General features: G+C 69.6%; 12 protein-coding genes. 4 read left to right on the top strand and 8 right to left on the bottom strand.

The genetic code is table 11. From position 1 onward, the window contains the following. Position 1 precedes the first annotated feature (1 nt). Positions 2–3637 (bottom strand): DEAD/DEAH box helicase, encoded by a 3636-nt coding sequence (locus tag ITJ57_RS05710; protein ID WP_194669241.1) that lies wholly within the window; start codon positions 3635–3637, stop codon positions 2–4. Positions 3638–3746: 109 nt separating this feature from the next. Here ITJ57_RS05710 and ITJ57_RS05705 point away from each other — a divergent pair, with 109 nt between their 5' ends. The 4 genes from ITJ57_RS05705 to ITJ57_RS05690 all read left to right on the top strand — a co-directional run bounded on the left by ITJ57_RS05705 (position 3747) and on the right by ITJ57_RS05690 (position 6579). Next, entirely contained in the window at positions 3747–5240 is a 1494-nt protein-coding gene (locus tag ITJ57_RS05705) for an SDR family NAD(P)-dependent oxidoreductase (RefSeq protein ID WP_194669240.1), read from the top strand. Positions 5241–5273: 33 nt separating this feature from the next. Further along, a complete protein-coding gene (locus ITJ57_RS05700; protein ID WP_194669239.1) occupies positions 5274–5525 on the top strand; it encodes a ferrous iron transport protein A in 252 nt (83 codons plus the stop codon). Positions 5526–5534: 9 nt separating this feature from the next. Beyond that, complete coding sequence (locus tag ITJ57_RS05695; RefSeq protein WP_194669238.1) at positions 5535–5840, top strand: hypothetical protein; 306 nt, start codon at positions 5535–5537, stop codon at positions 5838–5840. Between the two features lie 76 nt (positions 5841–5916). Continuing rightward, positions 5917–6579 (top strand): pentapeptide repeat-containing protein, encoded by a 663-nt coding sequence (locus ITJ57_RS05690; protein WP_194669237.1) that lies wholly within the window; start codon positions 5917–5919, stop codon positions 6577–6579. A gap of 201 nt (positions 6580–6780) precedes the next feature. On the opposite strand, the gene ITJ57_RS05685 is transcribed toward ITJ57_RS05690, so the two are convergent. From ITJ57_RS05685 to ITJ57_RS05655, 7 genes are all read right to left on the bottom strand, one after another. Then, positions 6781–8064 carry an FAD-binding protein gene (locus ITJ57_RS05685; protein WP_194669236.1) on the bottom strand — a complete coding sequence of 428 codons (1284 nt, stop codon included), beginning with the start codon at positions 8062–8064 and terminating at the stop codon, positions 6781–6783. 56 nt (positions 8065–8120) lie between these two features. After that, on the bottom strand, positions 8121–8477 hold the full coding sequence (locus ITJ57_RS05680; protein WP_194669235.1) for a DUF6804 family protein: 357 nt from the start codon (positions 8475–8477) through the stop codon (positions 8121–8123). Positions 8478–8527: 50 nt separating this feature from the next. Then, positions 8528–9019: an SRPBCC family protein gene (locus ITJ57_RS05675; RefSeq protein ID WP_194669234.1), complete on the bottom strand. Its 492-nt coding sequence runs from the start codon at positions 9017–9019 to the stop codon at positions 8528–8530. A gap of 16 nt (positions 9020–9035) precedes the next feature. Continuing rightward, positions 9036–9284 (bottom strand): DUF1653 domain-containing protein, encoded by a 249-nt coding sequence (locus tag ITJ57_RS05670; protein WP_194669233.1) that lies wholly within the window; start codon positions 9282–9284, stop codon positions 9036–9038. A gap of 9 nt (positions 9285–9293) precedes the next feature. Further along, positions 9294–9896, bottom strand: a complete 603-nt coding sequence (locus ITJ57_RS05665) for a GNAT family N-acetyltransferase (RefSeq protein WP_370582215.1) — start codon at positions 9894–9896, stop codon at positions 9294–9296. 42 nt (positions 9897–9938) lie between these two features. Beyond that, entirely contained in the window at positions 9939–10904 is a 966-nt protein-coding gene (locus ITJ57_RS05660) for a nuclear transport factor 2 family protein (RefSeq protein ID WP_194669231.1), read from the bottom strand. Between the two features lie 115 nt (positions 10905–11019). Beyond that, entirely contained in the window at positions 11020–11217 is a 198-nt protein-coding gene (locus tag ITJ57_RS05655; RefSeq protein WP_194669230.1) for a hypothetical protein, read from the bottom strand. Positions 11218–12327: the final 1110 nt, after the last annotated feature.

Below are 12327 nucleotides of genomic sequence, written 5' to 3'. Positions count from 1 at the left end.
ATCACTCCAGGAGACCTCGGATGTCCTCTGCGGTGAGGGCCTGACTGAACACCGCGTCGTCGTCGAGGACGGCGGCGAACAGCTCCGACTTCTTCGCCTGGAGCGCCATCACCTTCTCCTCGATCGTGTCGGCGGCGACCAGCCGGTAGACCATGACGTTCTGCTGCTGGCCGATGCGGTGCGTGCGGTCGATCGCCTGCGCCTCGGCCGCGGGGTTCCACCAGGGGTCGAGCAGGAAGACGTAGTCCGCCTCGGTCAGGTTCAGACCGAAGCCACCCGCCTTCAGGCTGATCAGGAAGACCGGGGCGTCGCCCTGGCGGAACCGGTCGATGACCTCGCCGCGTCGACGCGTGGACCCGTCGAGGTACTCGTAGGCGATGCCCTGCTCCTCGAGCCGACGCGCGGCGATGCCGAGGAACGACGTGAACTGGCTGAAGATGAGCGCGCGGTGCCCCTCGGCGACGACGTCGTCGAGCTGCTCGAGCAGGGCGTCGAGCTTGCTCGACGGGATGCCCGCGTGCTCTTCGGCGTCGATGAGGCTCGCGTCGAGGCTCAGCATGCGCAACAGGGTGAGCGACCGGAACACGATGAACCGGTTGCGGTCGAGGTCGTCGACGAGGCCGAGGAGCTTCTGCCGTTCCCGCTGCAGCACGAGGTCGTAGAGCTTCCGGTGCGCCGGTGCGAGTTCGATGCGGAGCACCTGCTCCTGCTTCGGCGGGAGCTCCGGTGCCACCAGCTCCTTCGTCCGGCGCATGAGCAGCGGACGGATGCGTCGTCGGAGCGTCTGGAGACGGCTCGAGTCGAGCCCCTTGCCGATCGGCTTGACGTAGTGCTCCGTGAACCGCGAGGCGGAGGCGAAGAGACCCGGCGCGACGATCGACAACAGCGACCACAGTTCCATGAGGGTGTTCTCGATCGGCGTGCCCGTGATGGCGAGCTTGAACGGCGCACGGAGGTCGACCGCGCAGTCGTGCAGCTTGGCCCGATGGTTCTTGACGAACTGGGCCTCGTCGAGGATGAGCCCCGACCAGTCGCTCGCCTGGTACGCCGAGGCGTCGAGCCGGAACAGCGCGTAGCTGGTGACCACGACGTCGGCACCGTCCGCGAGTTCCGCGATGGACGCACTGCCCTTCGCCTGCGTCGCGGTGATGCTGCGGACGACGAGACCCGGGACGAATCGGGCGGCTTCGGCGACCCAGTTGGACACCACCGAGGTGGGCGCGACCACGAGGAACGGCGGCGTCGGAGCACCGGTCGTCTCGCGGGCATGGGCGACGAGGGCGAGGGTCTGCAGCGTCTTGCCGAGACCCATGTCGTCGGCGAGGATGCCGCCGAGGCCGTGCTCCCAGAGGAACGCGAGCCAGCGGAACCCGTCGAGTTGGTAGGGGCGGAGCTCCGCCTGCAGCCCGGCCGGCAGCGGGGTGTCCGGCACGGCGTCGATGGCGTTCAGCCCGGCCGCGGCCTCACGCCAGGAGACGGCCTGCTCGGTCTCGTCGGCGAGGTCCTCGAAGTCGGCCCAGAGGCTCGCCTGGTAGCGACTGATGCTCGGTTTCGTCTCCCATTCGGTGAGCGCGGCAGCCTCGGTGAGCAGCTCACGCAGGCGGTCGAACGCGGGGTGTTCGAGCGAGAGGTAGGTGTGGTCGACCATGAGCAGCTTCGTGCGGCCCTTCGACAGCGCCTTGAAGAGCGGTTCGAAGGGGATGCTGTAGTCGCCGATGTGGATGACGATCCCGAGGTCGAACCAGTCGCGCTGCTCGGTCTCCACGGTCGTGACCGAGATGTGCGGGGTCCCGGTGAGCTCCGTGTACTCCGGGCGTTCGCCGACGATCTCGACGAGAACGTCGTCGAGCGACTCGAGCACCGGGAGGGCCCGTTCGGTGACGAGCGCCGCGTCGAACTCCTTCAGCTGTTGCGCTCGGGGCGGCCAGATGCTGGGCGTGATGAGCTCGTCGAGTGCTCCGGCGGTGATCGCGCGTCGCTCCGGCTCAGCAGCTGCGGCGAGGGCGGCACCGACGCGTTCGAGGATCGATCGTTCGGCCCGTTCGTCGCGGAGGACGTCCCCGCCGTTCCCGGAACCGGACGACACCGAACCGGTCGACGCGGTGCCGGTGTCCGCGACCGTCGCCGGCATCGATCGACCTGCGGCGAGCGCCGAGGACGTCCCACCGATCGGGACGCGTTGTGCCGGAGCGTACTGCCAGGCCCAGGCGAGCCGGAGGGACTGCTTCGGCTCGAAGGAGGCGGTGAGCACGAGCACGGGCGGCACGATCTCCGGGAGCACGACCGCGCCGTCGGTCGAGCTGAGCTCGATCGTCCGGCGGAGTCGGGGCACGTAGTGCTCCAGGAACTCCGGCACCTCGGCCGCTGGCACGAGGACGGGCTCGCCCGGGCCGAGCAACCCCCGCGCTTCGTCGGACGACGGTTCCGCGAGTGGCGCGAGGACGATCGCCTGCCGCGGCTCCAAGGAGTAGTGGTACAGGCCGTGGTCGCCGATGGCGCCGCTCGTGGAGGCGTCGACGTCCGTGCCGTCGATCGTCACGACCGGGCGGAGGACGACTCCACCCTCGGCATGTGCGGCGTCCAGCCGGATGGCGGCGGTGCCACCGAGGGCGACCGTGCCCTTGCGCGTGCCGACGAGTTCGATGCCGAGCTGTTCCGCCTCCTCGAGGAGATGCCAGAGGACCGGGCTGCCGAAGTCGTCGATGACGAGCCAGTCCGCGTCGCCCGCTCCGGCGAACGCCCCGGCCGGTGGACGGGTCGCGCGCAGGAGCGCCTGGAACTGGGTGAACCACTGCTGGTGCGCCGGGTCGAGCGCCAGGCGGTGGCCCTGGTGCGTGAACGACGTCCAGGAGATCGTCGATTTGACGAAGCCGCCCCCGACCTTCCGGACGACCGGTCGGACGGCGATGCGGCGCGGGTGCCGTGGGTCGGGCGGACCGTCGGCCGTACGGGACGTCGGGCCGCGCCAGCGCTCGGCCGTGCGCGGGATGCTCTCCTGGACCTCGAACTGCAGGCCCATCGCGGTGGGTGCGACGGCGCGACCGCCCTCGCCCGTGAGGGAGTCGAGGCGGTTGCGCCAGGTGGGTGGTTCCGGGGGTGTCGGTGGACTCGGCGCCCATCGCGCGGGGCGCTGGCCGACGGCCGGACGCCATGCCTCGGGCAGGGCTTCGAGCTCGTCGTCCGCGTACATCGGGCGATGCTCGGCCGGCTCGTCGAGGACGGGGTCGTTGATCGGCGCGGTCCACCGCCGGTCGGAACGCCAGGACGCTTCCCGCTCCGCAGGCGGCCGTTGTGGAGCCACCCAGCGGTCGGAGCGGCCCTCGGCACGGAGGTGGGCCGCGTTGCTCTGGAGCAGGGTGGCGACGATGTGCTTGCAGTCACCGCGCAAGGGGCACGAACAGGCACTGCCTTCGATGCGTGCGATCCCGCCGGAGTCGTCTCCGAGGTCGATGATGCACGCATAGGGGATGTCGGTCGATCCTTCGACGATCCCGTGCACCCGGCGCTTGTCCGCGTTCCAGTCCACCGACGTCACGCGGCCGTCCCTCGCGTATCCGCGCCCGCGATCGAACGCCACCCGGCCGACGAGTCTGACGAGGTCGGCCACGTCGACGAGTGGTGCGGGATCGGGGGTCACTGCCCCATGGTCTCACGCACGCCGGACACCGCCCTCCGTCCCCTGGATCCGGTGACGGAGGCGCCGGCCCGCGGACCGGTGGAGCGCGCTCGGCTCGTAGAATGAAGCAATGACCTCCCTCCCCCACGACGAGCCGACGAGCCCTACGACCGGCGACGACGCGGGCATCGATCCCTCCGATCTCGAGGTCACCCTCCGCGTCCTCCAGCACATGGCGACGATGGACGAGGAGCACCCCGACTATCTCCAGGTCCGTCGTGCCACCGCCAAGATGTTCAAGGCGGTCAAGAAGGAACGCCGTCTCGACCGCCGCGCCCGGATCGCGGACGCCGACCGCGCGGTGATCGCCGCGACCGCGACCGGTGCGCCCGACCGCATCGACGACGAGACGCGGGGCATCCCGCTCGCGACCACGACCACCGCACCGACGGCCGGCGAGCTCCTCGTGCCGCGCAACTGCTACATCTGCAAGCAGCCCTACACGACGGTCGACGCGTTCTACCATCAGCTCTGCCCGCAGTGCGCCGCCATGAGCCACGCGAAGCGCGACGCCCGCACCGACCTCACGGGCAAGCGCGCCCTGCTGACCGGTGGTCGCGCCAAGATCGGCATGTACATCGCGCTACGGCTCCTGCGCGACGGCGCCCACACCACGATCACGACCCGCTTCCCGCGCGACGCCGTCCGCCGGTTCAGCGCCCTCCCCGACAGCGGCGACTGGTTGCACCGCCTGCGCGTCGTCGGCATCGACCTCCGCGACCCGGCCCAGGTCATCGCGCTCGCGGACTCCGTCGCCGAGCAGGGGCCACTCGACATCCTCATCAACAACGCCGCCCAGACCGTGCGCCGCACGAAGGGCGCCTACCAGCCGCTCGTCGACGCGGAGCTCGCGCCGCTGCCCGACGGCCCGCTGCCCGAGCTGGTCACCTTCGGCCACACGAACGACGCGCACCCCTTGTCACTCGCGGCGTCGGTCTCGGCGCACCCGATCCTCGCTGCCGCCGCGGCGAAGGCCGACGCACTCACCGAAGCCGCGATGACCGCCGGATCGTCGTCGCTCGAGCGGCTCGCCGCCGGGACCGCGATCGACGCGGGCGGACTCGTGCCCGACGTCGACCACAGCAACAGCTGGGTGCAGAACGTCGACCAGGTGGAGCCGATCGAGATGCTCGAGGTCCAGCTCGCGAACGCCACCGCCCCGTTCATCCTCATCAGCCGTCTCCGTGCGTCGATGGCGGCGTCGGACTTCGACCACACCTACGTGGTGAACGTCTCCGCGATGGAGGGCGTCTTCGGTCGCGGCTACAAGGGACCCGGCCACCCGCACACGAACATGGCGAAGGCGGCGCTCAACATGCTCACCCGCACGAGCGCACGTGAGATGTTCGAGACCGACGGGATCCTCATGACGAGTGTCGACACGGGGTGGATCACCGACGAGCGACCGCACCCCACCAAGGTCCGGTTGGCCGAGGAGGGCTTCCATGCCCCGCTCGACCTCGTCGACGGTGCGGCCCGCGTCTACGACCCGATCGTCCGCGGCGAGGCCGGCGAGCACCTGTTCGGTGTCTTCCTCAAGGACTACCGCCCGAGCTCCTGGTGAGGTCCAGGTGAGCGTCTGGTCGGCAGCGACGCGATGATCGGTCCGGCCGCCGTCCGGTTCCTCCACGACGCACCGCTCGGCACCCGTGTCGTCGTCCGCTACCGGCTGCCCGAGGGGTCGGAGGCAGGGGCGACCGACGCACTCGGTGAGCTCGTCGAGCGGACGCCCGAGAGCAGCACGATCGAGACCAGACGCGGATCGGTCACAGTCCCGGACGCCGACGTCGTCGCGGCGAAGGCCGTCCCTCCCGCACCGGCGCCCCGCGGACATCGCCGCTCGCCCTAGGCTGAGCGGATGAGCACCGAGGCTTCCGAGGACACCGTGCCGATGCCGGACCGGATCGAGGTCACGCTCCGTCGCCCCTGGTACGGCGCGCTGCAGCGTCCGACGGTGGTGTTCGACGGGCGCGGGCAGCCGGCGCAGTGGGGCACCGGCAGCTGGCGGATCACCGGCACCGAGGTGTCGTTCGAGGTCTTCCTCTTCAACCGCATGTGGCGGTACGGAGCCGCCAGCACCACGGTCACCGCGGGGGTCGACACCTCGCTCGTCTACCGCGCTCCCCTGCTCCCGTTCCTGCCGGGTCGGTTCACAACGAGCTGAGCAACCGCCCCGAGGGGCGTCGGTGGCCCCGCTTAGGCTGGTCCTCGACCCTCAGGCATCAGCATCGGAGCACGACATGGCGAAACGCACGGGAACGACCGCACCACGACTCGACCCGGTCCGGCTCATCGGGCTGACGGACGGCGAGGAACGCGACCTCGAGGCCCACGACGCCGTCGAGGGCCTGCGGTTCGCCGACCTCGACCTGTCGCACCGCGACCTCTCGGGCATCACCATCTCGGAGTCGTCGCTCTCGGGGATCACTGCCGATCAGACGGACTTCCGTGCGGCGTCGTTCCTCGACACCCGACTCGAACGGTGGGACGCGCCCATCCTGCTGGCTCCTCGGAGTCGGCTGCGCGACGTGGAGCTCGACGGCTCTCGGGTCGGGTCTGCGGACTGCTACGACGCGAACTGGCAGTCCGTGCGGGTCAGCGGGTGCAAGCTCGGGTTCGTGAACCTGCGCGGTGCCGTGCTGCAGGACGTCCTCTTCGAGGGCTGCACGATCGACGAGCTCGACCTCGCGGACGCGACGGCCACGCGGGTCCGGTTCGTCGACTGCACGCTCAACAGCCTCGACGTCACACGGGCGAAGCTCGCCGACGTCGACCTCCGCACCCTCGAGCTGCGGCGGATCGCCGGGGTCGAATATCTGCGGGGCGCGACGATGACGCCGTTCCAGGTCGGTGAGCTCGCGGCGATGTTCGCCGAGCAGTTCGGTATCCGAGTCGAGGACTGAGCTTCGGGGTTGCGCCAGCGCGGTGCGCTGACGTCACCGCGGGTCTGGCGAGTGAGCGCGGGCCTCCGGAGACCCGCGCTCACGCGCGTGCCTCGCGCCCACGCCGGTTCCCCCGCGCTCACGCCAGCGCACCGCGCTGACACCCGATGACCCGCGCTCGCGTCAGCGCACCGCGCTGGCGTCCGACACCATCGGAGCCGACTACCGGGGCAGACGCACCCCGATGCGTTCGAGGTGCGCGTTCGTGAAGGTACCGGCGGGGTCCAACCGCTCGAACAGGTCCCTGGCGTCGGCGAGCCGCGGCGTGACCTCGGCGATCCGTTCGGCGGTCAGGAGGTTGAGCTTGCCCCAGTGCGGGCGGGCACCGAACGGCGCGAGGGCCTCCTCGATCGCGGGCAGCACCCCGCGCACCTCGTCGGGCAGGTTCCGCCAGGTGAAGTGCACGGCGAGCATGTCGCGGTGGTAGGCGCCACTCAGCCAGAGCTTGTCCGGCGCTGCGGTGCGCAGTTCGGTCACGAGGAGCAGCGGGGCGATGCGATCGCCGAGCGCGCGCAGGGCCGTGATCGCCGCGGGACCGTCGGCGCGATCGATGAAGTACTCGGTCTGGATCTCGTCGCCGTTGCTCGGTGTCGACTCGAGTCGGAAGTGCGGCAGTCGCTCCCACCAGTCGCCGGGCACCCCGCCCTGCAGGGTGAGGTTGGCGGGGTCCGTCTCGACGAGGTTGCCGGTGGTCAGAACGTCGCGCGGCACCCCGAGCCACGACTCCGGGACGACGGGGATCGTGTCGTCACTGGCCGACAGCCGGGTCTTCCACCAGATCTGCTCGATGGTGTCGCCGAGCCAGTTCGTGAAGATGCTCACGCTGTACGCACCACCGGTGACGCCGTCGAAGTCAGCGAGGACCGCGTCCCACGGCACATCGCGGTAGACGTCCTGGCGCACCCGGTAGGCGGGCTGAACGTCGACGGTGACCCGGACGACGATGCCGTACGCACCGAGACCGATGACGAGGCCGTCGAACCCCGGGTCGCCGCGACGGACGTGGACGAGTTCGCCGATGGCGTCGACGTATTCGAGACCGCTCACGGCGGAGGAGAGGATGCCGTTGTCATTGCCGGAACCGTGGGTGCCGGTCGCGATCGCGCCGCCGATGGAGATGTGCGGGAGCGACCCCATGTTGTGGAAGGCGAGGCCGTGTTGGGCGAGCCACGCGGCGGCGATGCCGTAGCGGGTGCCGGCGCCGATCGTGACGGAGCCGGCCGCTTCGTCGAACACCGGGTCCGCGGGGATGTCGATCACGGTGATGAGCGTGCCGTCGGAGTCGGCCAGGTCGGTGAAGGAGTGGCGGGTGCCGAGGGCGCGGACGCGCGTGCCGTTGCGGGCCGCGTCCGCCACCAGGGTGCGGACCTCGTCGATCGACGTGGCGTTCACGATCCGCGGCGCTGCGAAGGTGTGTGTGCCGGCCCAGTTGCGTTCAAGCGTCATGAGCGCAAGCTTGCCAGAGCGAGGACGACCCGCCGGCGTTCCCGAAACATTTCCGCTCAGGTGGCGGGTGGGGTGGCGGCGTGCTTGTTCTCGAGGAGGATGCCGACGGCGACGAGGACGACACCGCCGAGGAACTGGGCGATGACCCAGGGGATGCCGCTGAAGGGGAACGGGATGACAGGGTTCCAGACGATCGCGACGAGCAGGGTCGGGATCATCCAGAGCGGCTGCTTCGCCTGCCACGCGAACACGGCCATGATGAGCGCGAGGATGCTCACGACGAACCGGACGATCGTGAACGCGTCGAGTTCGAGCAGCGCGAGTCCGAGCATGAGCGCGACCGCCCCCAGGATGCCCGGGATGAGCGCCGGACGGAGGGCGAAGGGTGCGGGTGCTGGGGTCGGACTGGGCATCCCCCGAGTTTACGCGGAGGGAGGCGGTGTCGGCCGTCGGGTCGCGCTCCTCACGCCTGCTCGACGAGCGTGGCGAGTTGCTCGGTGACGATCCCCCACCCGGCATGGAAACCGAGCTCCAGGTGGTGGTCGCGTTGCGCGATGTCACGGTGGAGCGCGGTCGCCCGGTACCGGGTGCCGTCGGGGTGGTCCTCCATCTCGATGACCGCCGTGATGAACGGGTCCTCGGCGGGCCGCCATCCCGCGACGAGCGCCGTCGTCCACACGAGGCGCTGCTCGGGGACGACCTCGAGGACACAGCCGGTGATCTGCGGGACGAACGCTTCCCCGTCCTCACTGAACTCCGTGCGGAACGACCCGCCCGGCCTCAGCTCGAGGTCGAGGACCCGGCACACCGAAGGCGCGGGCACCCACCAACGGCCGAGTGTCGCAGCGTCGGTCCACGCCGCCCAGACGATCGACCGCGGGGCGCGGATGATCCGCTCGACCAGGAGGTCTCGGGCGTCGGCGGGTTCGGGTTGCGGATCGGAAGTCTCGTCCATGGGTGGTCCTCCTCGTTCAGTCGCTGACGCGGGCGAAGCGCGGGCCGTTGTAGCCGTCGCGCGAGACGGGTTCGACGAACATCGCGAGCGGTCGCACCCAGGACGTCGGCGGGGTCGTCGTCGTCCGGTAGAAGACGTACGGCTCCTCCGTCTCGCTGTGACGCCCGACGCCGATCACCTCGTACAACGCACCCTTGAAGTGCCGGTACGTGCCGGGTTCGACGCCGAAGGCCTCGTCAGAACCGGTGGTCGTGTCGTCGCTCATGCCGCGATTCTAGCCAGCGGGCGTCGCGGAGGAAGGGACATGGAGGTCCCGCTGGTACTGCCTGCACACGTACACCCGGGCGAAGCGGGACCTCACTTCGGCTTCGCGCTCGATCCCGACGTGCACGAACGCCGACACGGGATTACTGAAGCCGGGCGGGGTGACGAAGCCGTCGGCGTCGTCACCGTCTGACAGGTGGACGTGCAGGTACCGGTCCTGTTCGGTGAACCCCATCCGTCGATACCACGCGTTGGCAGCCGGGTCCTCTCTGGTCCAGGCGTCGAGACTGCTGACGCCGCTGCCGCTCAGTCGCGCGAGCGCAGCATCCAGGAGTCCCGTTGCGATGCCGCCGTCCTGGTGGTCCGGATGCACGGCTACGGTGTCGATCGTCGCCTCGGCGCCGTCGACACGGACGTCGAGCAGCCCCACCACGCACTGCTCGGCGTCCACGGCGACGAGGCCGAACGACGGCTCCGACAGCTGAGGACGATGTTGCCAGACGTCGTCGTAGTACTGCGTGGAGAGGAACGCCAGCACACGACAGCGCAGCCAGCCCGTCTCGTCAGCTGGTGAGAACGCGCGGATGGTGACGTCGTTCGGGTGGGTGGTCACGATGCCGTCCATCGTAGGCGCGCCGCCCGCCCGCGGCCAGGCTCAGCCGGCGGTCGGCACGACGTCCCAGTGCTCGCGGATGAGCTTGTCGTCGACGCGGAAGAGGTCCGCCGCGAGGATCGGGGCATCCGACTTCGCTCCGACGCTCTGCGAGAAGGTCCAGACGATGTCGCCGTCGCTGAGCGAGATGACCGACTCTTGCGGCGGGAAGGTGGAGGGTCCGGAGAAGAACGACTTGAGCGCCGCCGTGCCGTTCGGTGCGACCGGGTTGTGCTGCAGGTACGCGGGGTCGAACGCCTTGTCGAGGATGGAGACGTCCTGATCGCGGAAGAGGGTGTTGTACGCACTCACGGCGAAGGTGCGGTTCTGCTCCTCCTGCTCCTCCGACGGTGCGACGGCGGGCTTCGGCGGGTTGTAGAGGTCACTGAACATCGTGTTGGTGTTGCCGCTCGCCGGGGTGCCCGTTGCGATGGGCTGATCGAAGGACCATCGTTCGACCACGGCTCCGTCGCGGAGACGGAACAGGTCGACGGCTGCCTCGCCGGTCCGCTCGTCGGCCGGATCGGAGGCGACCTGGTAGTGCACGGCGACGAGGTCACCGTCGGCAGCCGTGTGCTTGACGACCGCCTGCGCCCCGGGGACGCGACCCCGGTCGGCGGTGAACTCGCTGAGCAACCCGCCCGGCCCGGCCTTCTGCCCCGAACCGTGCGCGACGGCGTCGGCCGCGACCAGCTTGTCTGCCGTGGCCACCGCCTTCGAGGAGGCGGGGTCCGGAAACGCGTCCGTGTACAGCTTGAGGACGGCGGCGAGGTTCTTCTGCTCGGTCTGGGAATCCGCGCGGTCGCCCATCGCGCCGCCGTCGTCGCGGCCGTTCGTCGCCGACGAAGCGGACGACGAGGGGTCGGCGGTGGCCGCCGAGGTGGCTTGGCAGCCGGCGAGCATCGCGACGCCGGCGAGGACGACGGCGGTGCGGGCGAACGGAACGAGGACGGCGCGTGATCTGGTCATGACTTCACTGTGCGACGCGGTGCTGTGCCTCAGATGAGGCGTCCCTGGGCGAAGCTGGGAATCGGTGTTTTTCAGTTCGGCGACGGGCGAGCAGCGGACCGCTCTCCAGCGATCGTCAGCCGAGTGGCCCGCGCCCGCGATCGATCTGAGCCTGGATGTCCCGCAGTGCTGCAGCCGCTTCTGGGTCGGTCGCCTGCAGGTGCGGATCCGCCGACCGCGGGTGGGAACTCCTCCGCGACACCACGGCGAGCACGACGGCGACAGCGACACCGACACCTCCTGCGAGCGCCAACAACATCGATCCGGTCACCATCAGCACACCTCCTCGATCGCTCTCAGCCTGCCACGGAAGGTCCGAGAACGCACGGAATCGAGAGCGAATCAGGGACCGAAATGCGAGTGCCAAGGAGACGGGCAACGGGGTCTGGGTGGTGCGCGGAGACGATCGGAGCGGCCCGCCGCGGTGAAGCGCTGGCAACGAAGAAGCCCCCTCCGTCCCGGTGTTGCTCGGGTGGAGGGGGCTTCTGCTGGCGGTACCGGTGGGATTTGAACCCACTGCCGGAGGCAGACGCCGCCTGGAGCCGGCCTTGGAACACCGATTTTCACGCACATTTTCCCGCGAGTATGCACGGCTGCACTCACTTGCTCACATGCACTCCTGCACCAAAACGCACCACGGATTGCGATCAACACCTACCGGTTCCGGCGAGTAGAGAATCCAAAAAGAGCGCCGAGGAGAAAACTGGCAAGCGCGCACAGCGATAACGAAACGCGCTCCCTGGTCGTCGACGTGAAGCTAGCGTCCTCGGTCCGCCTACTCCTGACGACCGCGGCAGTCTCATAGCGCCGGCCAGTCCGGGCCAGCGGTCCGGACCCTCCCAGTGGGGTTGTCCGTCCGCCATCTGTCGCCGCCTCGGGCTCCTCCATCTGCAACACGCCAACAGTCGAGGGCGGTACGTCGCCAACGACGCTCGTCGACGGGCTTGCGTCAGACAGACCTTCATCCGACTGCGGCTGGGTGGCACCGTCTACGTCGTCGTTTCCGCTCTGCTCCTGATGTCGCGGGTGCTCCCCTACTGCCCCGTCATCTGCAGCGCCACAAAGCGGTCGCCTCCCACATGGCGAGGCGGCGAGGGTCGCGAAGAACGCAATCAAGACCGCGAAGCCCGCCGTCAGGAAGTTACGCAAAATCAGCGGTCCTGGATCACTCCTGACCGTCTGAGGATCTACCACCACCAGTGGAATGATCAGGGCGGCAAGACCGGCAAGTAGTAACCCGACGAGCACGAATACGTCTGCACGGACCGTTGGGGTAGATCTCGGAGCGCGTACGAACGAGACTCCCGCCAGCGTGGCCGCCACGCCCGCGGCCGGCAGAAATGCGGGCGCTAACTGCCAATCCTCGCGCGGAGCATTGACGACG

Source organism: Plantibacter sp. VKM Ac-2880, assembly GCF_015351235.1.
Classification (GTDB): domain Bacteria; phylum Actinomycetota; class Actinomycetes; order Actinomycetales; family Microbacteriaceae; genus Plantibacter.
The sequence above is the reverse complement of the archived record's forward strand: the minus strand, read 5'-3'. Positions and strand labels throughout refer to the sequence as shown.